The 25,227-nt window shown below is 71.9% G+C and carries 23 protein-coding genes; 8 read left to right on the top strand and 15 right to left on the bottom strand.

All coding sequences use genetic code 11. The features are described from left to right. Positions 1-36 precede the first annotated feature (36 nt). A complete protein-coding gene (locus tag ACZ6BG_RS16110; RefSeq protein ID WP_469001240.1) occupies positions 37-1,398 on the top strand; it encodes a tannase/feruloyl esterase family alpha/beta hydrolase in 1,362 nt (453 codons plus the stop codon). A gap of 127 nt (positions 1,399-1,525) precedes the next feature. After that, on the top strand, positions 1,526-2,242 hold the full coding sequence (locus ACZ6BG_RS16105; protein ID WP_469002939.1) for an MBL fold metallo-hydrolase: 717 nt from the start codon (positions 1,526-1,528) through the stop codon (positions 2,240-2,242). Positions 2,243-2,261: 19 nt separating this feature from the next. Here ACZ6BG_RS16105 and ACZ6BG_RS16100 read toward each other — a convergent pair whose 3' ends face one another. Both ACZ6BG_RS16100 and ACZ6BG_RS16095 read right to left on the bottom strand, forming a co-directional pair. After that, on the bottom strand, positions 2,262-3,056 hold the full coding sequence (locus tag ACZ6BG_RS16100) for a hypothetical protein (RefSeq protein WP_469001237.1): 795 nt from the start codon (positions 3,054-3,056) through the stop codon (positions 2,262-2,264). Positions 3,057-3,235: 179 nt separating this feature from the next. Continuing rightward, positions 3,236-3,703 carry a peptidase inhibitor family I36 protein gene (locus ACZ6BG_RS16095; RefSeq protein WP_469001234.1) on the bottom strand — a complete coding sequence of 156 codons (468 nt, stop codon included), beginning with the start codon at positions 3,701-3,703 and terminating at the stop codon, positions 3,236-3,238. A 256-nt stretch (positions 3,704-3,959) separates the two neighbouring features. Here ACZ6BG_RS16095 and ACZ6BG_RS16090 point away from each other — a divergent pair, with 256 nt between their 5' ends. Next, on the top strand, positions 3,960-4,880 hold the full coding sequence (locus ACZ6BG_RS16090; RefSeq protein WP_469001230.1) for an ArsR/SmtB family transcription factor: 921 nt from the start codon (positions 3,960-3,962) through the stop codon (positions 4,878-4,880). A gap of 38 nt (positions 4,881-4,918) precedes the next feature. Here the strand turns inward: ACZ6BG_RS16090 and ACZ6BG_RS16085 are convergent, their stop codons facing one another. Continuing rightward, positions 4,919-5,962 (bottom strand): NUDIX hydrolase, encoded by a 1,044-nt coding sequence (locus tag ACZ6BG_RS16085; protein WP_469001226.1) that lies wholly within the window; start codon positions 5,960-5,962, stop codon positions 4,919-4,921. A gap of 305 nt (positions 5,963-6,267) precedes the next feature. Between ACZ6BG_RS16085 and ACZ6BG_RS16080 the strand changes: the two genes are divergently transcribed. Continuing rightward, positions 6,268-6,657, top strand: coding sequence for an STAS domain-containing protein (locus tag ACZ6BG_RS16080; protein ID WP_469001222.1), 390 nt, complete (start codon positions 6,268-6,270; stop codon positions 6,655-6,657). Positions 6,658-6,831: 174 nt separating this feature from the next. After that, positions 6,832-6,909 (top strand): 50S ribosomal protein bL37, encoded by a 78-nt coding sequence (locus ACZ6BG_RS16075; RefSeq protein ID WP_375256634.1) that lies wholly within the window; start codon positions 6,832-6,834, stop codon positions 6,907-6,909. Positions 6,910-6,974: 65 nt separating this feature from the next. Here the strand turns inward: ACZ6BG_RS16075 and ACZ6BG_RS16070 are convergent, their stop codons facing one another. The 3 genes from ACZ6BG_RS16070 to ACZ6BG_RS16060 form a co-directional block, all read right to left on the bottom strand. Further along, positions 6,975-7,904 carry a carbohydrate ABC transporter permease gene (locus ACZ6BG_RS16070; RefSeq protein ID WP_469001219.1) on the bottom strand — a complete coding sequence of 310 codons (930 nt, stop codon included), beginning with the start codon at positions 7,902-7,904 and terminating at the stop codon, positions 6,975-6,977. Next, positions 7,901-8,815: a carbohydrate ABC transporter permease gene (locus ACZ6BG_RS16065; protein ID WP_469001217.1), complete on the bottom strand. Its 915-nt coding sequence runs from the start codon at positions 8,813-8,815 to the stop codon at positions 7,901-7,903. Before ACZ6BG_RS16065 ends, ACZ6BG_RS16070 begins: the two co-directional genes overlap by 4 nt. Before the next feature lie 83 nt (positions 8,816-8,898). Then, complete coding sequence (locus ACZ6BG_RS16060; protein ID WP_469001215.1) at positions 8,899-10,167, bottom strand: ABC transporter substrate-binding protein; 1,269 nt, start codon at positions 10,165-10,167, stop codon at positions 8,899-8,901. Between the two features lie 266 nt (positions 10,168-10,433). Between ACZ6BG_RS16060 and ACZ6BG_RS16055 the strand changes: the two genes are divergently transcribed. Then, a complete protein-coding gene (locus ACZ6BG_RS16055) occupies positions 10,434-12,515 on the top strand; it encodes an NPCBM/NEW2 domain-containing protein (RefSeq protein ID WP_469001212.1) in 2,082 nt (693 codons plus the stop codon). 88 nt (positions 12,516-12,603) lie between these two features. Here the strand turns inward: ACZ6BG_RS16055 and ACZ6BG_RS16050 are convergent, their stop codons facing one another. The 3 genes from ACZ6BG_RS16050 to ACZ6BG_RS16040 form a co-directional block, all read right to left on the bottom strand. After that, positions 12,604-13,302 carry a GNAT family N-acetyltransferase gene (locus tag ACZ6BG_RS16050; RefSeq protein WP_469001210.1) on the bottom strand — a complete coding sequence of 233 codons (699 nt, stop codon included), beginning with the start codon at positions 13,300-13,302 and terminating at the stop codon, positions 12,604-12,606. A gap of 49 nt (positions 13,303-13,351) precedes the next feature. Beyond that, positions 13,352-14,134 (bottom strand): hypothetical protein, encoded by a 783-nt coding sequence (locus ACZ6BG_RS16045; RefSeq protein WP_469001207.1) that lies wholly within the window; start codon positions 14,132-14,134, stop codon positions 13,352-13,354. A gap of 144 nt (positions 14,135-14,278) precedes the next feature. Continuing rightward, positions 14,279-15,250, bottom strand: a complete 972-nt coding sequence (locus ACZ6BG_RS16040; protein ID WP_469001205.1) for an ROK family protein — start codon at positions 15,248-15,250, stop codon at positions 14,279-14,281. 490 nt (positions 15,251-15,740) lie between these two features. On the opposite strand from ACZ6BG_RS16040, the gene ACZ6BG_RS16035 reads away from it, so the two are divergent. Further along, on the top strand, positions 15,741-16,727 hold the full coding sequence (locus ACZ6BG_RS16035) for a LacI family DNA-binding transcriptional regulator (protein ID WP_469002936.1): 987 nt from the start codon (positions 15,741-15,743) through the stop codon (positions 16,725-16,727). A 33-nt stretch (positions 16,728-16,760) separates the two neighbouring features. Here ACZ6BG_RS16035 and ACZ6BG_RS16030 read toward each other — a convergent pair whose 3' ends face one another. From ACZ6BG_RS16030 to ACZ6BG_RS16010, 5 genes are all read right to left on the bottom strand, one after another. Further along, a complete protein-coding gene (locus ACZ6BG_RS16030; protein ID WP_469001202.1) occupies positions 16,761-17,279 on the bottom strand; it encodes a hypothetical protein in 519 nt (172 codons plus the stop codon). A 23-nt stretch (positions 17,280-17,302) separates the two neighbouring features. Beyond that, complete coding sequence (locus tag ACZ6BG_RS16025; RefSeq protein ID WP_469001200.1) at positions 17,303-18,166, bottom strand: RNA polymerase sigma factor; 864 nt, start codon at positions 18,164-18,166, stop codon at positions 17,303-17,305. Positions 18,167-18,215: 49 nt separating this feature from the next. After that, positions 18,216-19,295 (bottom strand): GNAT family N-acetyltransferase, encoded by a 1,080-nt coding sequence (locus ACZ6BG_RS16020; RefSeq protein ID WP_469001196.1) that lies wholly within the window; start codon positions 19,293-19,295, stop codon positions 18,216-18,218. Between the two features lie 122 nt (positions 19,296-19,417). Beyond that, positions 19,418-21,502: a serine/threonine-protein kinase gene (locus tag ACZ6BG_RS16015; protein ID WP_469001193.1), complete on the bottom strand. Its 2,085-nt coding sequence runs from the start codon at positions 21,500-21,502 to the stop codon at positions 19,418-19,420. A gap of 127 nt (positions 21,503-21,629) precedes the next feature. Continuing rightward, positions 21,630-22,928 carry a DUF6986 family protein gene (locus ACZ6BG_RS16010; protein WP_469001192.1) on the bottom strand — a complete coding sequence of 433 codons (1,299 nt, stop codon included), beginning with the start codon at positions 22,926-22,928 and terminating at the stop codon, positions 21,630-21,632. Between the two features lie 273 nt (positions 22,929-23,201). On the opposite strand from ACZ6BG_RS16010, the gene ACZ6BG_RS16005 reads away from it, so the two are divergent. After that, positions 23,202-24,104, top strand: coding sequence for an endonuclease/exonuclease/phosphatase family protein (locus tag ACZ6BG_RS16005; RefSeq protein WP_469001189.1), 903 nt, complete (start codon positions 23,202-23,204; stop codon positions 24,102-24,104). Between the two features lie 107 nt (positions 24,105-24,211). Here ACZ6BG_RS16005 and ACZ6BG_RS16000 read toward each other — a convergent pair whose 3' ends face one another. Further along, positions 24,212-25,174: an electron transfer flavoprotein subunit alpha/FixB family protein gene (locus ACZ6BG_RS16000; protein ID WP_289954191.1), complete on the bottom strand. Its 963-nt coding sequence runs from the start codon at positions 25,172-25,174 to the stop codon at positions 24,212-24,214. Between the last annotated feature and the right edge of the window lie 53 nt (positions 25,175-25,227).

Below are 25,227 nucleotides of genomic sequence, written 5' to 3'. Positions count from 1 at the left end.
CTCCCTACGGTCGGTCTGACCTAAGGAGCCCCACATATGATGTTCCGTCACCTCTCCGCAGTCGCGGCCGCGTTGCTGCTGGCCACGCTCACCCCGACCGCCACACCCACACCAACCGCCGCGGCCACCCCCTGCCCCGCCGACCGGCTCCGCGTCCCCGGCGCCGAGCGCACCGTCGCCGCCTGCCTCCGCGACCTCACCACGGCGGGCACCGTCGCGTCCGGCCACACCGACCCCGCGGACTGGGCGGGCCTGGAGGCCCCGGGCACCCGCAACCCGAGCGGGGTGCCCGGCGCCCAGCTCGACGGCTACTTCCCCGACTCCTCCACCACGAACAGCACGCACGGCTGGGACCACGACAGCCAGTTCGTGATCCGGCTGCCGGAGCGCTGGAACGGCGGCCTGGTCGTGGCGGGGCCGCCCGGCGTCCGCGAGCAGTACGCCAACGACCGCACCATCGCCGACCACGTCCTCGCGCGGGGCTACGCGTTCGCGGCGACCGACAAGGGCAACACGGGCCCCACGCTGTACCGGGACGGCGAGCGCCCCGGCGACGCCATCGCCGAATGGCACCGGCGCCTCACCCAGCTCACCGTCGCCGCCGAGCGCGTCACGGCCCGGCACTACGGCCGCGCGCCTCGGCACACGTACGCGGCGGGCATGTCCATGGGCGGCTACCTGGTCCGCTGGCAGCTGGAGAACGTGCCGTGGCTGTACGACGGCGGCCTCGACTGGGAGGGCGTCCTGCTGACCCGCGGGTCACCGAACCTCCTGGCGACGCTGCCACCCGCGCTGCGCGCCTACCCGCGGCTCCTCGCGGGTGAGCCCGGCGCGCGCGAGGCGCTGCGCGCCGCGGGCTATCCGCCGGAGTCCGAGCCGCTGTGGGAGACGCACTACCGCACCCAGTGGGACACCTTCCAGCGCCTCATCCGCGAGGAGGTCGACCCCGGCTACGACGGCGCCACCGAGGCCGGGACGCCGTTCTGCCGCGAGGGCACGGGCAAGGGCTGCGACACCGACTACGACTACGCGGCGCGCCCGCGCGCGGTGCACGACACGGTGGCCCGCCTGTCCCTGACGGGCCGCGTCCAGCGCCCCCTCATCACCCTGCACGGCACGCTGGACGCCCTCGTCCCCATCGGCCCCGGCTCCGACCGGTACGCGCGGCTCGTGCAAAAGGCACACCGCGGGGACCGGCACCGTTACTACCGCGTCACCGGCGGCAACCACACCGACGGCCTGTACGGCGCACACCCGCGCCTCGTACGCCCCATGCTGCCCTGCGTACGCGATGCCTTCGACGCGCTGACGGCCTGGGCCGAGGACGGCACGGCCCCGCCGCGAAGCCGCACGGTGCCGCGCCCCGAAAGCGACCCGGTGCGTTCCTGCACGCTCTGACCAGCCGGTCGCCCTGATCCGGCGCACGGCACGCAGCGGTGCTCTGCCCTGAGCGGAACGCGCATGCCCAGGGCGAAGTGACCTCCCGTCAGCGGGCACGTCTCCGTACGGTCGCCGCATGAACGCCATCGGGATCACCGAGCTCAAGCCCCGCCTCCACGTCTTCCGCTTCCCCGTCGGCCAGGCCTACCTGTGGCGGGACGACGAGGAGCTGACCCTCGTCGACGCGGGTCCGCCCGGCGGCGGCGCGGCCCTCGCGGACGCGATCACCGGGCTCGGCCTTCGCCCCGGCGACGTGCGCCGCGTCGTGCTCACGCACTTCCACGGCGACCACGCCGGCGGCGCGGGCGAGTTCGCGGAGCTCACCGGGGCGACGGTGTACGCGCACCACCTGGACGCGCCGATGGTGCGCGGCGAGGTGCCGGGTCCCGCGCCCGCCCTTGAGGACTGGGAGGTGCCGATCTTCGAGGAGGCGACGAAGCACGTGCCGGGGGCGACCGAGCAGCACGTGTACGCCCCCGAGGTTCAGGAGGTGTCGGACGACGACGTGCTCGACTTCGGCGGGGGCGCGCGCCTGGTGAGTGCGCGCGGGCACACGGCGGGCAGCGTCGGCGTGCATCTGCCGCGGCACGGCGTGCTGTTCACGGGTGACGCCATCGCCGCCACGCCCGAGCACGGCGTGCTGCTCGGCGTCGGCAACCAGGACCGGGGGCAGGCCGTCGCGTCCTTCCACCGGCTCGCCGCGCTGGAGGCGGACGTGGCGTGCTTCGGGCACGGCGACCCGGTGGAGCGGGACGCGTCGGCGGTGCTGCGGGCGGCGGCGGAGCGGTACGGGAACTCCTGAGGCCCCCTCCGACGGTGTCCTAACGGGCTGCCCGCCGAGGCTTGTCGACGAGGACCGCCTCGGCCCTTTCCAACGCCGCCGCCTGAATGCGCGCCAGCTCAGTGATAACCGCACGATCCTTCTCCGGAAGGGAATGCACGAGCTTGCGCCGCGCTTCAATGGCCGACAAAGGAAGCCGATTTGCCAAGGCGCATTCGCCGTCATCTGCGGCGACATCACGTTCGAGTGCGCGGAACTCCAAATTCTGCGCGGACTTCCTCCGATCACGTTTCTCATATGCGTCGCTCAACTTCTTGCGGGCCGCTTCGGGAGACGGGTACGAGTGCCCGCGCCCGGTCATGCAGGACCGCCAGCCGGCCAGCGCGGCGACGTAGGCGGGCTGCCGGGGGACGGCCGCGTCCAGGCGGGCGTTGAGCGCCTGCGGCGTGTAGTACATGCGCGCCCAGGTGACGACGTCTCCGGCGAGCCCGGCGCGCGACTCGGCGTCACAGCCACGCCGCCCCACCTGAATCGTGCCGGCCCCCGTCCCCACGTCGGTGCGCGCGTCCCGAGGACCGGCGAAGGCCAGGTCGAAGCGGCGGCGCCGGTCCGCGTCGAGTTCGGTGTAGTACGGGGCGGGTGGCGCCCCGGACGACGGCGGCTTGGACGCGATGCCGTACCCGTGACGGCGGCGCGTGGGCAGGTCGACCAGCGCCTTCGCGTCGTCGAGCGACGTCGGCAGGGCCGCCTTCGCCGCCGGGTAGGCGAAGCCCGCGCGCCGCATGCAGGTGTGGGTCAGCTTGTTCAGGGCCGTGTCCAGGGTCTGCTGGACCACGGGCCAGCCCCCGGACCGGGTGACCATGTCGACGGCGTCCGCGCTCAGCCTGCCCGGGGCCGACGGACCGGCCGCCCCTGACCGGGGGGCGGCCGGCCTGTCCGGCCCGGTGGACGAGCAGCCCGACAGGCCGGCGAGCACGGCCACCGCGAGGCACACAACCCGTGGTGGCCTGCGCGTCATCGCGGCGAACACCAGTGGTTGGAGCTGATGGTGTCGTTGAACGCCGGGTCGCTGTAGCCGGTCGGCGGCGCGGCCGCGAAGTTGGGCACCGCGTCGTTGCGTCCCAGGCTGTGCCACCTGCCGGTGTAGTTGGCGCTCGTCCAGAAGTAGACGGTGCACTCCGTTCCCGCGTTGGAGTACGAGCTGATGCAGTCGTTCCAGGTGCCGCTCGCACACTGGCCTTGCCGGAAGGCCCTGTAGTCCGGGTTGTTTCCGGCGACCTGCCCCCTCGCACCGCCGTAGTTGATGTTCACCCAGAAGCAGGCGTACGTGCTGGGACACGAAGGCAGCGCCTGTGCCCCGCTCTCACCCCGCGAGCCGCTCGCACCGCTTCCGCCGCTCTCCCCCGCCGAAGCCGGAGCCGCCGCGATTCCACCGAGCACCAGCGTCGCGGAAGCCGCCGCGACTCCCCAAGTCTTACGCATGTTCTCCCCTTCGACGGACGATGGATGGAACGCCCTTTCTTCGTGCCGAAAAGAGACTGATGCATTAACCGGGCGGACTGCTACAAGTGTGCGACTGGATGCAATGTCCCTGGTATGCGGGCGCCAACCGCACCGCGACCACAGGGAAGTCACCTGCGCTACCAAAATCGGGGGAAACGGAATGCTGAGGATTCATTTCACCTCGGACGATCTCGCTCGCACTCGATTCGCCGACGGACCCGATCCGATGTGGGAGTTGAGCATCAGCCTGCACCGGCTCCGGCGCCGCGACGCCTCCGTGCTCTTCGGCGCCTGGCGACGGCAGGTGGCCCCGGCGCTCCCGGCCGACGTCCGGCTGCTCACGGCGCTCTCCCCGGTCCGCGGCTACACCTGCGACTTCCTCACCCTGCGCACCGGCGCGGGACTCCGGGCGCAGACGGAGGCCCTGCGCGCCCTGCCCCGGCACACGCTGCGCACCGACCTCCGGACCTTCGACCGCCTCAACCCCGGCCACAGGCTGCCCTCCTGGACGGCCGACCTGGCCGCGGGCTCGGCCCACGTGCTCGGCCGCATCGCCGACACCGCCAAGGCCTGCTTCGACGTCGGGCTCCAGCCGTACTGGCCGGTCATCCACGATCAGGTGCGCCACGACATCGCGCTGCGCGGCCGGGCCCTCGCACACGGCGGGTGGGGCGAGGTCCTCGGCGCGCTGCACCCGTCCGCCCGCTGGGACTACCCGGTCCTCACCCTGGACTTCCCGCTCGACCTGGACCTCCGTCTGGCGGGACGCGGCCTGCTGCTCCTGCCGTCCTTCTTCGGCCTCCGCCGCCCCACGACTCTCATCGACCCCGCCCTGGACCCCGTCCTGGTCTACCCGATCGAACGCCGGCCGGGCTGGGAGCGGCCGGACCACACCCCCGCCGACCACCCGGCCCTCACCGCCCTGCTCGGCCGCGCCCGCGCCCAGCTCCTGGAGGCAGCGGCCGACGGCACGTTCACCACCACGGAGCTGGCCCTGCGCACCGGCCTGAGCCCGTCCAACGCCAGCCGCCACCTCACGGCGCTGCGCCAGGCCGCGCTCGTCTCCAGCCGCCGCCACCGGAACACCGTGCTGCACGCGGTCACCGCGCTCGGCGCGGCCCTCCTGAACGGGCAGCAGCCGCTGCTTCCCGCCTGACGCGAGCACCCAGCGCCTTCGCCGCCGGGCCGCCCGGATCAGCCGCCCACCGGCTCCCCCGCCTCCAGGTACAGCGTCGCGCCCCGCTCCCGTGCCCGCAGCGCCCAGCGCAGTCGGGCGTAGCGCACGGGCGGGAGCATCCGGGCGGCCTCGTCCTCGGTGGCGAAGCGCCAGTCGCGCAGCTCCGGTCCCGGCAGCAGCAGCCGGCGCGCATCGGCGCTGTCGAGGCGGCCGCCGTCGAAGAGGAAACGCATGCCGCCGTAGCCGGGCGGCGCGGGCGGCTCCCAGTCGGCGACCAGGAGGCGCGGCGTGCCGGTGAGGCGGATGCCGGTCTCCTCGGCGACCTCGCGCACACCGGCGTGCGCGGGCGCCTCGCCCGGCTCCACCACACCGCCGGGGAACTCCCAGCCCGCCTTGTACGTCGGATCCACCAGGAGGACCCGGTCCTGCTCGTCGAAGAGCAGCACCCCGGCGGCGAGGGTCTCGGCGGTGGGCTCGGGCGTCTGCACGATGTCGCAGACGGCGGCGGCCCCGGTGCGGACGGCCTCGGCGATGTGCTCGGCCGTCTCGGACGGCGTCAGGGCGCCGTTGTCGACGCGGTGGGCGTCCGCGCCGAGCCAGGCGGCCAGCGCGGCGAAGTAGGGCTCGATGTGGTCGAACGACCACTGGCGGACGCGCAGTTCGCCGTCGGGCACGTCCGGGGAGACCTCGCGTCCGGCGATACGCGCACGCAGGATCGTTTCGTCCGGAGTGAGCAGAACATGGCGCACGGCTATGCGGCGGGCGGCGAGGCCGCCGAATATCTCATCGCGGTACTCCTGGCGCAGCAGTGTCATCGGCACCACCAGTACGCCGCCGACCTCGGCGAGCAGCCCGGCCGCCGTGTCCACCACCAGGCGCCGCCAGATCGGCAGGTCCTGGAAGTCGCTCACCTCGGCGAGGTGCTTGGCCGGCAGCAGCTGCGGCAGCTCACCGCCGATGACCTCAGGGTCGAAGAGTGTGCTGTTCGGGATCAGCTCGATCAGTTCCCGTGCGGCGCTGGTCTTGCCCGCACCGAACGCGCCGTTGATCCAGACGATCACGGTTCCCCCTCTTCTGTTGGCCCCCAGTGGCTTGCCCGCAACACACTGCCACGGAAACCAGCGCCTGATGAGGGTGACCGTTCTCGTACGAACAGCCAAGACTCCTTGTCAAGCGCCTTGAGGTAACTTCCCCCTATCGAGTGGCAGTGCCCTCCCGTGAATCGTTCCCGCACTCCGCGTCGCAGCCCTGCCCGATACCGTGATCCGCCAGGCACCCTGGCCCCTGGTGACCTCCTCGTTCCGGTTGCTACACGGCAGCCGCCCCCGGCCGCGCGCACTGGCCGGGGCTCGCCCTGGGGGGATTAGTGCATCAGGACAAGCTGAGCGAATTCACGTGCGAGAACCCGGAGTTACCACCCCGGGTGTACGAGGTCGGCAACGCCACCGTCGTGGAGTTGTACGGCGACATGGACCTCGTGGGGTTCCAGCGCACGCTCCCCCACCTCGACCCCGTGACGGCGGGCCCGGCCCCGGTCGTCGTGGTCGACCTGACGCGTGCCACGTTCCTGGACTGCTCCGGCCTCTCCCTGCTCATGCGGGCCCACCGCCGCCTCACCGCCCGGGGCGCTGCCCTGCGGGTGGTGTGCACCGACCCCATGACCCTGCGCGTCATGGGCATCACAGGACTGAAGGCGACGCTGTCACCGGTCGCCTCGGTACGGGAAGCGCTGGCGCAGCCCCGACTCGGCCCTTGACCGGGGCGGCCGTGGGACTCGGGGCCGCGCGCCCCGGAGCCCCACGGCCGCGTCGCTCCCGCGAAGCACCGGGCGGAATCGCGAGCCCCGCAACGGTGTGAAAGGGTGGAAAACGTCGGAAAACGCTGGATAGAAGCACAACCGGCGCCATCCCACCCCGAGAGGAGCGCGGTCATGTCCTCGAAGCGACGCCGCAAGAAGAAGGCCCGCCGCAAGCACGCGGCCAACCACGGCAAGCGGCCGCAGTCCTGACGGCAGGCCGCCGACACCTCTGACTCCGGCCCGGTGCGGCGGGGAACACCCCCGTCGCACCGGGCTCAGCCCTTGCTCGACCCCAGCGTCAGACCCGCGATGAAGTGCCGTTGCAGCAGCAGGAAGACGAGAATCGTCGGCAGGGCCACCAGGACCGATCCCGCCGCCAGCAGGTTGTAGTCCGTGAAGAACTGGCCGCGCAGGTTGTTCAGGGACGAGGTGATCGGGAGTTTGTCGGGGTTGGAGATGAAGATCAGGGCCCAGAGGAAGTCGTTGTAGATCCACGTGAACTCGAGCGTGGCGAGGGCCGCGATCGCGGGGCGGCACAGGGGCAGGGTGATGCGCCAGAACTGGGTCCAGACCCCGGCGCCGTCGACGATCGCCGCCTCCAGGATCTCCTTGGGCAGCGTGCGCATGAAATTGGACAGGACGAAGACGCAGAAACCCACCTGGAAGCCGATGTTGACAAGGATGACGGCCCAGTACGAGTCGTAGAGGGTCATCGAGTCGGACATCCACCAGGGCAGGTCGATCTTCAGGAACAGCACATAGAGCGGCGTGACCAGGACCTGCGGCGGCAGCAGATTGCCCGCGGTGAAGAACATCAGCAGGGCGAGGCTGCCGCGGACGTTGATGCGGGCGACGGCGAACGCGACGAACGCGGCCAGGAAGAGCGTGACGATCACCGCGGGGACGGCGATGATCAGCGTATTCATGAAGTACTTGCCCATACCGGATTCGGTGTAGGCCTCGCGGTAGTAGTCGAAGGACAGCTTCTTAGGGAACGAGAAGTAGCCGTGCTGGGCCGTCTCCTCGTACGGGCGCAGGCTGGCGTAGACGGCGAGCAGCAGCGGCGCGAGGAACGCGAGCGACACCGCGGACAGGAAGATGTGGGCGCCGTAGCGGCCGCGGCGAGGGCGGCGGGGCGGGCCGGATTGGCGCGCGGGCGGCGCGGATCGGCCGGGGCGGGCGGTGGTACGGATGTCCGCGGTCATTTCTCGCGCGCTCCTCTCAGCTCCTGGACCAGGAACGTCACGATGAATCCCAGCGAGACGCCGAGCAGGACCACGGCGATGGCGGAGCCGAATCCGATGCGGCTCGCCTCGCCGATGATGTTGTCGGTGATGAGCACGGAGAGCAGTTCGAGGCCGTTGCGGCCCTTGTTCACCGCGTACACGATGTCGAAGGCGCGCAGCGCCTCGATGACGGTGATGACGCCGACGATGACATTCACCGGGCGCAGCGTCGGGAGGGTGACGCGGAAGAACGTCTGGCGTTCGTTCGCGCCGTCGATGGCCGCCGCTTCCTTCAGGGCCGGGTCGACGGACTTCAGTCCGGCCAGGTAGAGGATCATGACGTAGCCGGTGTGCCGCCAGCTCGCGGCCAGCATCATCATCCACAGGTTGATGTCGGAGTCGCCGAGCCAGTCCACGGGATCGTTGGGGTCGTCGAGGATCGTGTTGACGACGCCTTGGTCGGTGCCGAGCAGGAGCTGCGCCATGAAGCCGACGACGGCGAGGGACAGCACGACGGGCATGTAGAGCACGGACTGGTAGAAGCGGCTGAAGCGGATGCCGCGGTCGATGAGGACGGCGAGGAAGAGCCCGAAGGGCGTCGCGACCAGGCCGAGGAAGGCGATCCACAGCAGGTTGTGACGGACCGCCGGCCAGAACGCGGGATAGTCCTGGACCAGGTTCTCGTAGTTGTCGCCGCCCACCCAGTGGATGTCGCCGATGCCGTCCCAGGAGGTGAAGGACAGGCCGACGGAGGCCAGGGCCGGGCCCCAGACGATGACGATGTCCAGCAGAATGGGGATGCCCAGAAGCACGCCGAGCACGGCGATGTCACGGCGCGTGAAGCGCCGCGTCGCCCTTCGTCCGGCGCGCCGCGCGGTTTTCTGCGGCACGGAGTGCGGTCCTCTCGAATCAGCTCACGCATCAGCTCACGAATCAACGCTCGGTTCGGCTCACGGCTCCGGTTCCGGCCGGGTCAGCTCACGGACGCGGAGAAGATGTCCTTCTTCTGCCGTTCGATGCTGTTGACCAGACCGTCGACGTCCTTCGGGTCGTCGATGAAGTCCTGCAGCGCCTTGATCATCACGGTCTGCGCGAAATCGGGGCGGGTGTCGCGGTCGAGGAACTGCGAGATGTGCTTGGCCTTGGAGACGAGTTCGGCGGACTTCTTCTGCAGCGGGCTGTATTTCGCGGTGTCGGCGTCGTCGTTGACCGCCACGTTGTTGGGGTCGCCCTTGAGATAGACGTCCTCGGCCTCGGCGGTGCCGAGCCAGGCGAGCAGGTCCTTGGCGCCTTCCACGTTCCTGGACTTCTTGGCGATGAGGAATCCGTCGATGGGCGCCTCCACCGCGTCCTGGCCGAACTGCGGGTCGATCTCGGGGAACGCGAAGAAGTCGATGTCGTCGCGCTCGTTCTCCGGGAACTGGGTGCCGGGGTGCGGCATGCCGAAGACGGCCATGCCGGTCTTGCGCTGCTGGAGGCCCTGCCCCGCCTCCTCCCAGGTCCGGCCGAGGGCGCCCTTCTGGTAGTACGGCATGAGCTCGCGCCACAGGTCGAAGACCTTCTTCACCTTCCGGTCGGTCCACGCCTCCTCGCCCGCCATCAGGCTCTGGTGGAAGTCGTATCCGTTCAGGCGCATGTTGATGTAGTCGAAGGTGCCCATGGCGGGCCAGCCGTCCTTGTCGCAGAAGGCGACCGGGGTGCCGTCCTTGTGCATCTTCTTGGCCAGCGCGATGAACTGGTCCCAGTTCTTGGCCTGCTCGTAGCCCTGCTTCTCGAAGAGGCTCTTCCGGTGGAAGACGGCCCACGGATAGTAGTAGTACGGCACGAAGTACTGCTTGCCGTCGTGGGTCGACTGCTCCTTCAGTGCGGGCGAGAATCCCTTGAAGTCCTTCCAGACATCGCTGATGTCGATGAGCAGGCCCTTTTCGGCGAAGTACTGCATGCGGTAACCGGCGAACCACATGAAGACGTTGTCCGGTGAACCCTGGAGATAGCGCGTGATGTTCTGCTGGAATTCGTTGTGCTCTGTGGTGTTGACCTTGACCTTCTTGTCGCTCTGCTTCTCGTACGCGGCGAAGGCCGCGGTGAACGCCTTCTTCGGCACGGCGTCCGAGGCGTTGGAGCCCACCGTCACTTCGTTCTTGTTTCCGCCGGGCCCGTCGCCACAGGCGGCGAGCAGCGCGGGAAGCGTGACCGCCCCGGCGCCGACGGCCGCACCACGCAGGAGACTCCGCCGGGACATCGGATGTCCAGCCCCACCGCGCGGGGTCGGTGGACCGGTGAACGATGACTGCGTCATGTCCCCTCCTCGGGGTGCAACCGAACACAACCGAACGCAAGGATTGGATCTCACTCTCACCAGTCCCCGCAGTCAAGGGTTTTGACGGGGACGGCCCGAACCGTTACCGCTCCTCTTCCAACAGAGTTCAACACGCCCTACCGTAAGCGCGCACGAGTGACACGTACACGAAGACATCCCATCTTCCGCGAGTACGGAGGAACGTCACGATGCGTCACCTTTCCAGCCGCACCATCCCCCGAAGAGTGGTCGGGTCGCTCGCCGCGGCGCTGCTCTGCGCGGCCGGGCTCGCGGCGCCCGCCGTCGCCCGCGACGCCCCGGGCACGGACACCGCTCGGTCTCCCCAAGCGGACGGCGCCCAGACCCGGGGCAGCGAGGGCTCCCGGCTGCCGGGTGGTCTCGCGCTCACCCCTCCGATGGGCTTCAACAACTGGAACGCCACGCACTGCCGCGCCGACTTCGACGAGTCCATGGTCAAGGGGATCGCCGACATCTTCGTCGAGAAGGGCCTCAAGGCCGCGGGGTACGAGTACGTCAACCTCGACGACTGCTGGGCGCTGCCGCAGCGCGACGCCGACGGCAAGCTGGTGCCCGACCCCAAGCGGTTCCCCGGCGGCATCAAGGCGGTCGCCGACTACGTCCACTCCAAGGGGCTGAAGCTCGGCATCTACACCAGCGCGGGCACGAAGACCTGCAACTCGGCGGGCTTCCCCGGAGCGCTCGGCCATGAGCGCAGCGACGCCCAGCAGTTCGCCGACTGGGGCGTCGACTACCTCAAGTACGACAACTGCAATAACCAGGGCGTGGACGCCAAGAAGCGCTACATCGCCATGCGGGACGCCCTGAAGGCGGCGTCGGAGACGACGGGCCGCCCGATCGTCTACAGCATTTGCGAATGGGGCGAGAACAAGCCCTGGGAGTGGGCCGCCGACGTCGGTCACCTGTGGCGCACCACGGGCGACATCAGCGACAACTGGGGCTCGATGCTCTCCATCATGAAGCAGAACCTGCCGCTCGCGCAGCACGCGGGACCCGGCCGCTGGAACGACCCCGACATGCTGGAGGTCGGCAACGGCGGCATGACGGCGACCGAGTACCGCACGCACTTCTCCATGTGGTCGGTCATGGCCGCACCGCTGCTCATCGGCTCCGACCTGCGCAAGGTCTCCCCCGAGACCTTCGACATCCTCGGCAACAAGGAAGTCATCGCCGTCGACCAGGACCCGCTGGGCAAGCAGGGCCACGTCGTCTCGTCCGACGGCGGGCGCTGGGTCGTCGCCAAGGAGATGAAGGACGGCAGCCGGGCCGTGGCCCTGTTCAACGAGACCGGCAGCCCGAAGACCATCTCCACGACCGCCAAGGCCGTGGGCCTGCCCGCCGCCGACGGCTACTCGCTGCGCGACCTGTGGAAGCACGAGAGCTACAACGTCGCGGGCACCATCTCCGCGACCGTGCCCGCGCACGGCACGGTCCTCGTCCGGGTCTCGGCCGACGGCCAGTGGCAGGACAAGCCGCCCGCCGTCGACCTCGGCTCCGCCGCCGACCCGCTGGTGGAGGCGGGCAAGGCCGAGAAGCTGCTCACCAAGGTCGCCAACCGGGGCAGCACCGACGCGCGCGACGTCCGCGTCTCCCTCACCGGACCCTCCGGCTGGCGCCTCAAGGCGACCTCCCCGACCCGCGCGTCCGCTCTCCGGAGGGGCGAGACCCTCGGCACGTCATGGCAGGTGGCGGCGCCCCGGGACGCCGAGCCCGGCACCTACACCCTTGATCTGAAGGCGAGTCACCGCGCCCCCGGCGGCGGCCGCGTCCAGCTCGAACTGCCGCTGACGGCAAAGGTCGTGGTGGCCCCACCCGCGGGCGACACCGCGCTCAGCGGCCTGCCGTGGCTGTCCACCACCAACGGCTGGGGCCCCGTCGAGAAGGACACCAGCAACGGCGAGAGCGCGGCGGGCGACGGCAAGCCGCTCACCATCGGCGGCAAGGTGTACGCCAAGGGGCTCGGCGTGCACGCGGAGAGCACCGTCGAGTACTACGCGGGCGGAACCTGCGAAAAGCTGACCGCGCAGGTCGGCGTCGACGACGAGAAGCCGGACAAGGGCACCGTCGCCTTCCAGATCTGGGCCGACGGCAGACTCGCCGCGTCCACCGGCGTCCTCACCACCGCCGACCCCGCCAAGCCGATCTCGGCCGACGTGCGCGGCGCCGAGGTGATCCGCCTCGTCGTGACGGACGGCGGCGACGGAATCGACTCGGACCACGCGGACTGGGCGGAGCCGGTGCTGGGCTGCTGAGTGCGCGCGGGCGCGGCGCCCGTTCGCACCTGGGCGGCGCCAGTGGGCCCGGCCCTGTCTCGACGACGTGGCCGGGCCCCACAGCGCGTCACGGGGTGCGGAAGCCGCGGAAGGTCACCGACTTGCGGCTCTCGAACCCGAGCCTCTCGTAGAGGGCGATGGCTCCGGTGTTCGCCTCGGCCACGTGCAGGAACGGCCGCTCGCCCCGGGACAGAACGCGCTCGACCAGCGCGAGCACCAGGCGGGCGGCGTGGCCCTGGCCGCGTGCCTCGGGGGCCGTGCACACGGCGCTTATCTCGGTCCAGCCCGGAGGCCGCAGCCGCTCGCCCGCCATCGCCACCAGGCGTCCTTGCGCACGGATCCCGAGATAGGTGCCGAGTTCACAGGTGCGGGGCCAGAACGGTCCTGGTGCGGCCTGCGCGACGAGGTCGAGCATGTCCGGCACGTCCTCCGGCCCCAGCTCCAGGACCGCGGCATCGGCGGCAGGACGTGGAGCACCGGCCTGGCGGCCGGGCCACAGCATCTGCCGCCCCTCCAACTCGAAGACCGGCTCCCAGTCCGACGGCGGGAGCGCCGGGCTGCTGAACATGTCGGCGAAACCGCCGCTGCCGAGCAGCCGCGCCAGATCGGCCCAGTCCGTCGCGTCGGGCTCGGCCGGCACCGCACAGAAGGTCGCGACCCCCGGCAGATACGTGACAGCCTGCCCGCACCGGCGGGCCAGCTCCGCGTGCTGCCCGAGCAGCGACTGGGCGACGGGATGGTCGAGCACGGCGGCATCACTGGTCACCGACCGATCTTCCCATCCCGGCAGCCCCCGGCGGCACGGGGGTCGAAGGTCATGTCCGGTTGCGACGACGCACGCGGGGTCCTTCGCGGTGCCTCACCCTCCGTGGCGGAGCCTTCTTCGCGGCCTCGGCTTCGGCCTTTCTGCCGGAGCGACGCTGCCAGAACTCGTGGATCGTCACCCAGGCGACGCCCAGACCGAACACCGCGCCCAGGAAAGCCAGCACCGCGATCGCGTCGTCCTTGGCGCGCCGGGCCGTGTGCGCCGCCGTCGCGTCGACGCGAGCTCTCTGCATGAAGGGCGGCTTCTCGAAAAGGACGTTGTTCGTGTCGCGGTAGTACGCCGTGACCGTGAGGGCGAGAGCCATGGTGCCCGTCGCGGATGGCTTGACGATCCATCGCCATTTCGCCTTGTCGTCAGGCGTGAGCACGTTCTGCCGCGCGGAGGAGAGTGCCGTGCATGTGACGCCCGCCCCGCTGCAGTGCAGCTTGACGCCCACGAGTGTGCCGACCTGCAGCTCACCCGTGTGCTGCAAGTCCTTGCGCGCACCCTGCGATCCGGCGGCGCGGAGCCCTGCCACTTCCGCCTGGAACTCAAATGCTCGACCGATCTTCGCCGAACGAAGACGCGTATAGCTGATCCGGCCTTCGAACATCTCCTTGCGGCTCTCGATGATTTCCTGTCCGTAGAGAGCTTGGCTTTCCGGGTCGTCACCCCCGCTCGGCCTACCCGCACATGAGGTCACCAGCAGAGCGACGAGCGCGGCACCAACCGTCCACGCGGCCGCCCGAGGTGCTGTGACTCTCCTCCGGCTCGGATCCTTCTGCGCTGCCATCGTGATCGCCTGACGCTCCCCCCGTTGGGAGCATCGTGCCGCAACTGGGCGCAGGCCGCTGGCCGTTCGCACGGCGTCGACGAGATTCGGCCCGTCCCCGCGGGCGGCGACCTCCCTGAGCCGCCGGAGCCGCCGCGACCGGGCTCAGCGATTGGCCACCGGGCGCAGCTGTCCGACCGTCGCGTCGGGGAACGCCCGCAGCGCCGCCGCGGCCGCGCCCACGAGGCCCGCGTCGGTGCCCATCAGGGCAGGGGCGACGGTGAGGCCGCCGACGAACGACAGCGTGGCGTACTCCCGCAGGGCGCGGCGCAGCGGTGCGAACAGGAGGTCGCCCGCCATCGCCACGCCGCCGCCGATCACCGCGATGTCGATCTCGACGAGCGTGGCCGTGGCGGCGATGCCCGCGGCGAGGGCCTTCGCCGCGCGGTCGAAGGAGGCGACGGCGACCGGGTCGCCCGCGCGGGCCGCACGGGCCACCGCGGCGGCGGAGGTGTCGCCGTCGGGCCCGGGGAGCCAGCCGTTCGCCAGGGCGCGCCGGGCGATGTTCGGGCCGCTCGCGATCCGCTCGACGCAGCCGCGCCCCCCGCACGGGCAGGAGTCGCCGTCGAGGTCCACGCTGATGTGTCCGATGTGGCCCGCGTTGCCGGTGGGGCCGGGGTGCAGGGAGCCGCCCAGGATCAGGCCGCCGCCGACGCCGGTGGACACCACCATGCACAGCGCGTTGTCGTGGCCGCGGGCGGCGCCCTGCCAGTGCTCGGCGGCCGTCATCGCGACGCCGTCGCCCACCAGCTCGACGGGCCGGCCGTCGGCGGCGGCACGCACCCGCTCCACGAGGGGATAGCCGCGCCAGCCAGGGACGTTGACCGGGCTGACCGTGCCCGCGGTGGCGTCGACCGGACCGGCGCTGCCGATGCCGACCGCGCGGACGAGGCCCCACGGTTCACCGGCCGTCAGCTCGCCGATCACCTCTTCGACCGCGCGCATCACGGTGTCGCCGTCCTCGCGCGCGGGCGTCGGCCGCTGGGCGCGCAGCAGGATCCGGCCCTGGCCGTCCACCAGGGCTCCGGCGATCTTGGTGCCGCCGATGTCGAGTGCGGCGACGAGGTCCGTGGGCATCAGTGTCAGATCTCCTGGTGAAAGGGCAGGCCGGAGAGTGCGGTGCATAGTCTCTCGTGCATCTGACAACGTTGTCCAGGTCCTATGCTCGACGCCACACGCGGGGCACACGCATGCGACCGGGTGCGCACGGCCCCGGGCGGCGGGGACGCGGACCCCGATGGGCGAGAGCGTACGGCCCTCCATGGATAGTGGACCTCACGTGAGCCCGTACACAGCTCGACGTACCCGAGCCGACGTACCGAGGGCGCGGTACGGAGGTCCGAGTACGGAGATCGCGGTACCGAGGCGGAAGTACGGAGGTGGAAATCTGAACTTCCGCACGTGAAGCATCAACGTTACGCAGACTGAGATCCGCACCAGTGGACGACAGACAGGACAGCGCACCGTGGCAGAGACCGCCCGCACCCCCGTCTCCCGCCTCCGTACGGACGGGAGCACTTCGGACGGCATCGCGGACTCCAAGAGCCGTTACGGCAACCGGCCGACCATGAAGGACGTCGCCGCGCGCGCGGGCGTGGGCCTGAAGACGGTGTCGCGCGTCGTGAACGGCGAGCCCGGTGTCACGCCCGACACCGAACGCCGTGTCCAGGAGGCCATCGAGGCGCTGGGCTTCCGGCGCAACGACAGCGCGCGGGTGCTGCGCAAGGGCCGTACGGCGAGCATCGGCCTGGTCCTGGAGGATCTGGCCGACCCGTTCTACGGGCCGCTCAGCCGGGCCGTGGAGGAGGTCGCCCGCGCGCACGGGGCGCTGCTCATCAACGGCTCGAGCGCCGAGGACCCGGACCGCGAGCAGGAGTTGGTGCTCGCGCTGTGCGCGCGCCGGGTGGACGGGCTCGTGGTCATTCCGGCGGGCGACGACCACCGCTATCTGGAGCCGGAGATCGCCGCCGGTGTCGCCACGGTGTTCGTCGACCGGCCGCCGGGGCGGATCGACGCCGACGTGGTGCTCTCCGACAGCTTCGGGGGCGCGCGCGACGGGGTGGCGCACCTGGTCGCCCACGGTCATCGCCGGATCGGCTTCATCGGTGACCAGCCCCGGATCCACACCGCGATAGAGCGGCTGCGCGGCTACCGCGCGGCGATGGCGGAGGCGGACATCGACGTCGACGAGTCCTGGGTGTCGCTCGGCCCCACGGACCCCGAGCGGGTCCGGCGCGCGGCCGAGTCGATGCTGTCCGGCCCCTCCCCCGTCACCGCCGTCTTCGCGGGCAACAACCGAGTGACGGTCACGGTCGTACGTGTCCTCGCGAGCCTCCCCCGCCCCGTGGCCCTCGTCGGCTTCGACGACATCGAGCTGGCCGACCTGCTGAGCCCCGGCGTGACGGTGGTCGCCCAGGACGCGGCCCAGCTGGGGCGCACGGCGGCGGAGCGGCTGTTCCGCCAGCTCGACGGCGCCTCGGACGCGCCGGAGCGCATCGAGCTGCCGACGCGACTGATCACGCGCGGGTCGGGGGAGCTGCGGCCCGCCGACTGAGGGCGGGCGCGGCGCGGGCCCGCGAAGAGCGCGCTACCCGTGGGGGTCGCTCACGACGACCTTCCCCTGCCGGTCGAGCGCGTCGATGGTGCGGTACTCCCGCTCGGTCTCGGGCTGCCTGCGGGCGAAGGTGAGGAAGGTGCCGTCGGGGTTCAGACGGACCGTCCGCCGTGCTCCGTCGGCCCAGGTGATGCGTACCGTCACGGCGGGTTCGGCGGCGCGCCCGTAGACGGTCTCGTATCCGGGCATCTCGGTGGTGCCGCCGCCGGTCCACAGCGGCAGCCGGTCCAAGGGGGTCGCGCCCGCTCCGTTCGAGCACTCGGTGCCGCCCCCCTCCGCCGCGCCGTCGGCGGCGACGTACCGCGTGTGCAGGCAGGTGCCGCCGCTCTTGTTGGGCGCCTGCCAGACCTGCATCGTCCGGCGGCCGTCCGGCATCGGGCCCGCCACCAGCATCCGGGCCCGGTCCAGGTCGACCTCGCCCATGCCGTCGTCCTGGATGCGGGTGAGCCCGTCGACCACGCCCGACGGGAGCACCCCCATGGCGTCCGCCATCACTGTCACTCCTCCCAGTGCCGTCACCGTGGCCGCGGCGACGAGCCGGCGGCATCGCGTTCTCCGGGCACGGCCGCGCTGCTCCGGCCGGTCCGCGAGGATCCGGGCCAGCACGGCCCGGCCCTCCGGTGCCCGTGCGGCGCCGGTGAACTCGTCCCCGCGCGCCGGGTCGCAGGGGCCGAGGGTGCGCCGCGTGCAGTCCAGCGCCTCCTGGGTCGTCTCCGTCCGCCGACCGCCCATGCCTGCCTCCCCTGCAGCGCCACGGCGGTCCGCGGCGCCCCCTCGTCCGCGTACGAACCCGCGAGCGCCTGCGCGAGGCGTCGCCGGGCCCGGTGCAGCCGGACCGCGAAGGTGCGGCGGCCGCAGCCCACGACCTTCGCGGCGTCCGCCACGTCGAGGCCGTCCCATCCCACGAGCAGCAAGGTCTCCCGGTCCCGCGCGGAGAGCGTGCCGAGCGCCTGCCGCAGATGCAGTACGCCGACGACGTCCCCCGCGTGGTCGGGCCCGGCCCTGGGCGGGTCGACGCCGCCGATGCGGGCGGCGAGCCGCTCTCCCCGCCGGTCGCCGCGCCGCTGGTTGGCCAGCACGCGGCGGGCCACGGCGTACAGCCACGGTCGTGCCTCGTCGTCGGACCGCGGCACCTTGGCGAGGCGCCGCCAGGCGACCAGGAAGTCCTCGGCGGCCACGTCACCCGCCGCCTCCGGCTCGACTCTTCGCGCGGCGAACCGCAGCACGTGCTCGTAGTGCGCCTCGAAGAGTTCCTCGAAGCGTTCTTCGTCGCGGCCGCCGACGTCGTCGCCCCGGTGGTCGCGATGGTCCCGGCTGTCCCGGTCGTCCCCCCGCACTCCGTTCCTCTCCTCGCGCGGCCTGTCCTCCTGCCTCTTCATGCCTCTTCATGTCCGGTACGGGCAGCGGGGTTACAGGCCGGCGGGCGGTTCAGCGGGGCGTGGGCAGGGTGACCTCCCAGGTGTCCGCGGCGAAGTGCAGGGTGAGGCCGTGGGCCGTGTACAGGTTCAGGGCGCCGGTGGCGTTCTCGGTGTCGACGCCGAGGCCGATGGTGTCGCGGCCGCGGGCAGCGTACACGGCGAAGGCGTGCCGCAGCAGATGACCGGCGATGCCTCGGCCGCGGGCGTGTTCGCGGACGCCGACGTTGCGGATCCACGCCATGGCCGCGCGGTCGTCGCGGGTCAGGACGACGGCGACGTCGCCCGCCCCGGCGAGGGAGGCGATCCAGACGAGGGACCAGTCCATGCCCTCGCCCAGGTCGTCCAGCCACTGCTGGTAGGTGCGCCGCTGGTGGTCGTGGTGGGCGACGAAGGTCTCCTCGACCAGGGCGTGGGCTCGCCGTCGGTCGGCCTCGGCCTCGCAGCCGCGCAGGGTCAGGCCGGGCGGCGGGGTCGGGGCGGGGTCGGCCGCACGGGAGAGGGGGCGGGTCAGGACGTGGTGGCGGCGGACGGTGCGCCAGCCGCGTCGGGTGAGGGTCGCCCGGTCGAGGCTGGGGCGGATGTGGAGGGTGAGGTGGACGACCGCGCGGGCCGCGCCGTTCTCGGCGGCGCGTTCGGCGGCGCGGGTCTCGATCGCGGCGAGCACGCGCTCGCCCGCGTCCTGGTGGTCGGGCAGGACGTAGTGGTCGGCGTCGATGCGGTCGGCGCCGGAGTCGTCCCAGAGGAGTCCGTACGCGACCAGGTGTCCGTGGTGGAAGGCCAGCCAGGAGTTGCGAGCGAGGTCGGCCTCGGGGTGGACCAGGTCGGTCTCGACGGTGCCCAGGTCGGTTTCCGGATGCCCGACCTCCGCGATGTCGATGGTGTTGAGCAGTCGGCAGATCTCCGCGGCGTCTTCGGGGGTCGCGGGCCGTACGGTGAGGTCGTCGCCGCGGGCCGACTCGTCGTCGTGGGTCAGCTCGTCACCGCGGGTGGGATAGCCGTCGCGGGTCAGCTCGTCGTCGTGGGTCGGATCGTCTTCGTGGGCCAGGTCGTCCGCACGGAGCAGGGCTTCCGTCGGCGTCAACTCGTCCATCCGGCAAGGGTCCTCGCCGCCGCGCGGGCCGCGCAACCAGATTGTTCACGGCGTGCCCGGCGTACCAGCGCGCCAGCCTACGGCGTCCCCGGCACCCCCTCAGTGGCCGCGCGGCCCCGGAATCAGCAGGTCGGCAGCCCCGGAAGCGGCTTGTCGTTGTCGCCGCCCCGGATGTAGACGTCGCTCACGAACACATTCGTGTTGCCGCTGTCGTCGTCCGTCTTGGCCCACCAGACGTTGGTCCACTGGCCGTACGTCTCGCGGCGGCCCAGGTTCTGCTGGCAGTAGAAGTAGTTGGTGCCCGCGTTGAGGATGCCCGCCTCGGCACCCGACGCCTGGTACGACTTCGCGGTCCGCCACACCGAGCAGTCGTACTTGCCGCCGCCCGCGGGATGGCACGCGGGCTCCTCGTCGCCACCGGAGGAACCGCCGGACGTACCGCTCTTGGGCGGCTTGGACGACTCCTTGGGGCGGGCGTCGGACTTGTCGCCGGAGTCGGATCCGGAACCGGAGTCGTCGTCCGACTCCCCGTCGTCCTTCTTGCCGTCGCCGTCCCGGTCGTCCTTGCCCGCCTTGTCGGGGCGTTCGGCGTCCTTGGAGGGCTTCTGCTTCTTGTCCCCCTGCTTCGAGGGCTTCGAGCCGTCCGGGTCCAGTGCGCCCCGGCTCGCGTCCGAGCCCGGCTCGGCGGTGCTCCCGGCCTCCTGCGCGTCCCGCGCGTCCCGCGCCTGGTCCTTCTTGTCGTCCCCGCCGGACAGGACCGCCACGGTCACGCCCGTCACCGCGAGGACCACCGCCACGGCCGCGGCGGCTAGCAGGGCCTTGCCGCGGCGCGGTCGGCCCGCCCGCGCGGCACGCCGACCGGAGGGTTCCGGAGCGGGCGCGGGTATGGACCCCGCGGGCGCCGCACCCGGCGTGCCGAACGCCTCGGGCTCGCCGGGCGTCCCCTGCCCCCCGTGCCCCGCGGACCCGCCGACCGCACCAGGGGGCGGGCCGAACCCGGGCGGCGGCGCGGTCGGCACATGGCGCACCGTGGGCTCGCGCTCCCCGCCCCCGACGCCCTGGGACGACGACTCCGCGTACCCGAGAGGCCCGGTCGCGCCATGAGGGCCGCCAGCCCCGAGAGGGCCGCTCGCCCCCACAGGCCCGGCAGCCCCAAGAGGCCCAGTAGCCCCCACGGCACCACCAGCCCCGATTGCCCCAGGAACCCCAGAAGACCCAGAAGACCCAGAAGACCCAGAAGACCCGGAAGACCCGGAAGCCCCGTTGTCCCCACCGGCCCCCGCAGCCCCCACTCCTCCGCCAACAGCCCCCGCCGCACTCCCCGCCCCCGGGGAGCCCCCCGAGATCGTCTCCCCCGCAGCCACCTGCTCCAGCAGCAGCCGCGCGCCCTCCGCGTCCGGGCGTGCCTGCGGGTCCTTGTCCATGAGCAGCCGCAGCACCGGCATGAGCGTGCCCGCGCGCAGCGGCACGGGCAGGGGCTCGACGACGATCGCGGTGAGCGTGGACCACGTCGACGTGCGGCGGAAGGGCGAGGCTCCCTCGACGGCCGCGTACAGCGTGGCGCCGAGCGCCCAGACGTCGGACGCGGGGCCGGGCTCCTGGCCCTGGGCCCGCTCGGGCGCCAAGTAGTCCAGGGAGCCGACGAGTTCGCCGCTGCGGGTGAGGTGGGTGGCCGAGCCGTCGCCGGGGTCCTCCATGGTGGCGATGCCGAAGTCGGTGAGGACGACGCGGCCGCCGGTGCCGAGGAGGATGTTGCCGGGCTTCACGTCGCGGTGCAGGACGCCCGCGCGGTGGGCGGCGGCGAGGGCGTCCATGACCTTGGCGCCGATGGTCGCCGCCGCACGCGGGTCGAGCGGGCCGCGCTCGCGCAGGACGTCGTCCAGGGAGGGGCCGTCGACCAGCTCCATGACGATCAGCGGCCGCCCGTCGACCTCCGCGACGTCGTGCACGGCGACGACTCCGGGGTGGCGCACCCGGGCCGCCGCGCGGGCCTCGCGCTGCATGCGCAGCCGCAGGTCGGCCAGTTCGGGCCCGGCGGTGTCGGTGTAGGTGCGCAGTTCCTTGACCGCGACCTCGCGGTGCAGCACCTCGTCGAGGGCGCGCCACACCACGCCCATGCCGCCGCGCCCGAGCTGCGCGAGAACGCGATACCGCCCGGCGAGGACGCGGCCGATCCCGTCCGTCTGTCCCTGTTCCCCCGAAGACACCGCTGCCCCGTCCCTGCGATCCCTGTGCCGCCGTCGTGCTGATGTGCTGTGTGGCGTACAGAGTACGGGGCAGAAGTGACAGCCGGTGCGGGGCATCTCGTGACGACGACGGGACGCCCGCGCTCCCTCATTTGGCGGACGGCGTCAGATCCCCCCGGCGCGGCCCCGCGTACACCTGGAGTCCGGCGAGCGTCAGGCCGGTGAGCCGGGTGACCTCGGCCGTGTCGAGCGCCCCGCAGTCCAGGCCGCGCAGCAGGTACCCGGCGAGCGCCTTCGCGGTGGCGGGCTCGTCCGCGATGTCGCCGCCGGTGCAGTTGGCGTAGGCGGCGAGGCGGGCGGCGGCCTGCGCGAAGCCCTCGCGGTAGAAGGCGAAGACGGCGGCGTACCGGGTGGGGATGTGGCCGGGGTGCATGTCCCAGCCCTGGTAGTAGGCGCGGGCGAGGGCGCGCCGGGTCAGGCCGTAGTGCAGACGCCAGGCGTCGTGGACCTTCGCGGTGGGGCCGACGGGCAGCACGTTCGTGGAGCCGTCGGAAACACGCACGCCGGTGCCCGCGGCGGCGACCTGCATGACGGCCTTGGCGTGGTCGGCGGCGGGGTGGTCGCTGGCCTGGTAGGCGGCGGAGACGCCGAGGCAGGCGCTGTAGTCGAAGGTGCCGTAGTGCAGGCCGGTGGCGCGGCCCTCGGCGGCGTCGATCATGCGGGCGACGGCGGCGGTGCCGTCGGCGGCGAGGATGGACTGGCTGGTCTCGATCTGGATCTCGAAGCCGATCCGGCCGGGGGCGAGGCCGCGGGCCTTCTCGAACTCCTCCAGGAGCCGCACCATCGCGGTGACCTGCTCGGCGTAGGTCACCTTGGGCAGGGTCAGGACGAGGCCGTCGGGCAGCCCGCCCGCCTCCATGAGGCCGGACAGGAAGATGTCGAGGGTGCGGATGCCCCGGTCGCGTACCGGCGCCTCCATACACTTCATGCGGATGCCCATGTACGGAGCGGCCGTGCCGTTCGCGTAGGCCTCGGCGATCAGGCGGGCCGCGCGGGCGGCGTGGGTGTCCTCGTCGGCGTCGGTGCGCCCGCCGTAGCCGTCCTCGAAGTCGACGCGCAGGTCCTCGACGGGTTCGCGCTCCAGCTTGGCCCGCACGCGCGCGTGGACGGGCTCGGCGAGTTCGTCGGCGAGGCCGAGGACGGCGGCGAAGGACGCGGCGTCGGGGGCGTGCTCGTCGAGAGCGGCGAGGGCGCGGTCGCCCCAGTCGCGGATGGTGTCGGCGGCGAAGGCCTCACCGGGTACGTACACGGTGTGCACGGGCTGGCGGGTGCCGGGGTCTCCCGGGTACCGGCGTTCGAGCTCCGCGTCGACCGGCGCGAGCGAGGCGCTGATGCCTTCACTGACCGCACCTGCGAGGCTCGTGGACACCTTCTCCTGCTGACCCATCCGTGCACCCTCCACTGTTCAGTGACCCACACCGGGACCCGGTGACTCACACCCACGGCACGATCGACCGCGTTTCCGTCTGACGGAATCGAACATCCGAATACTGAAGTTATCCGTGCACCTTCCCGCTGGTCAACACCTTCTCGCGTGCCGGTCCCCGTGTGTTCACGCGTGTCTCAGATGGTGCTTCCACACTCCCGTGGGCGCACTCCACGCTGACCGTGGCCCGACCGTGACCGAACGCACCGACCACGACCCGATGAAGGAGAACGCGTGCCGACCGACAACCGAGTGACCCGCCGCTCCGGCCTGCGGACGGCGGCCGCGGCCGCCGCCGTCACGGTCCCGCTGCTCGCGACCGCCCTGGCCGCGTCGCCCGCCCGCGCGGTGGAGCGTCCGGGCCGCCGCCTGGAGGTGATGTCGTTCAACCTGCGCTACGCGGGAACGCCCCCGCCGAACACCTGGGCCGACCGCCGCCCCGTCACGCGGGAGCTGCTGCGACGCGCCCGCCCGCACGTCGTGGGCACCCAGGAGGGGCTGTACCAGCAGGTGCAGGACATCGCCGAGGACCTGGGGCAGCACTACGCGTGGATCGGCACGGGCCGTGCGGGCGGCAGCCGCGACGAGTTCATGACGGTCTTCTACGACACGCGCAGGCTGCTGCCCGTCGCCTACGACCACTTCTGGCTCTCCGACACCCCGGACGTGATCGGCTCCAACACCTGGGGCGGCGGCTCGATCCGCATGGTGACCTGGGTCCGCTTCCTGGACCGGCGCACGGACGGCGAGCTGTACGTCCTCAACACCCATCTGGACAACGCCAGTCAGTACGCCCGCACCCGCGCCGCGCGACTGATCACCGACCGGATCGCGACCCTCGACCGGTCGCTGCCGCTGATCGTCACCGGTGACTTCAATGTCGCGGCCCACAAGAACCCGGTGTACGAGACGATGCTGAGCGCCGGGCTCGTCGACACCTGGGACGCGGCGGACGAGCGCAGCAAGCAGTACGCGACGTTCCACGGCTACAAGCCGCTCGTACCGGACGGCGACCGCATCGACTGGATCCTGGCGACGCCGGGCGCCCGGGTGCACGCGGCCGCCATCAACACCTTCTCGCTCGGCGGGCAGTTCCCGAGCGACCACCTGCCGGTGCAGGCGAGCCTGACGCTGTGACGCGCGAGGCCCCCGCGTCCGCGCACGGCGGAAACGGGGGCCTCGTCCGGCCTCGGCCGCGGGCCGCCGGGAGAGCCGGTGCCCCGGCGCTCCCCGACCCGACGGGCTCAGCCCTTGCGCGACTTGACCTCGTCGGTCAGCTGCGGGACGACCTCGAAGAGGTCGCCGACCACGCCGTAGTCGACCAGGTCGAAGATCGGGGCCTCGGCGTCCTTGTTGATGGCCACGATGGTCTTCGACGTCTGCATGCCGGCGCGGTGCTGGATCGCGCCGGAGATGCCGGAGGCGATGTACAGCTGCGGCGACACGGACTTGCCGGTCTGGCCGACCTGGTTGGAGTGCGGGTACCAACCGGCGTCGACGGCGGCGCGCGAGGCGCCGACGGCGGCACCGAGCGAGTCGGCGAGCGCCTCGATGATCGCGAAGTTCTCGGCGCCGTTGACGCCGCGGCCGCCGGAGACGACGATCGCGGCCTCGGTCAGCTCGGGGCGGCCCGTGGACTCGCGCGGGGTGCGCGCGGTGACCTTGGTGCCGGTGGCCTGGGCGGAGAACGACACGGACAGGGCCTCGACGGCGCCCGCGGCCGGGGCGGCCTCGACCGGCGCCGAGTTCGGCTTCACGGTGATGACCGGGGTGCCCTTGGAGATGCGGGACTTGGTGGTGAAGGCGGCCGCGAACACGGACTGCGTGGCCACCGGACCCTCGTCACCGGCCTCCAGGTCGATGGCGTCGGTGATGATGCCGGACTCGATCCGGACCGCGAGGCGGGCCGCGATCTCCTTGCCCTCGGCGGAGGACGGCACCAGCACGGCGGCCGGGGACACGGCGTCGTAGGCGGCCTGGAGGGCGTCCACCTTCGGTACGACGAGGTAGTCGGCGAACTCGGGGGCGTCGGCGGTGAGGACCTTCACCGCGCCGTGCTCGGCGAGCGTGGCGGCGGTGGCCTCGGCGCCGGAGCCGAGCGCGACGGCGACGGGCTCACCGATGCGGCGGGCCAGCGTGAGCAGCTCAAGGGTGGGCTTGCGGACGGCGCCGTCGACGTGGTCGACGTAGACGAGAACTTCAGCCATGGGACTTCAATCTCCTGCGATTACGAAGAAGTGGGGACGTGAGGGGTGACTGA

The organism is Streptomyces sp. NPDC041205 (assembly GCF_055591765.1).
This window is presented reverse-complemented; position numbering and strand designations above follow the sequence as displayed.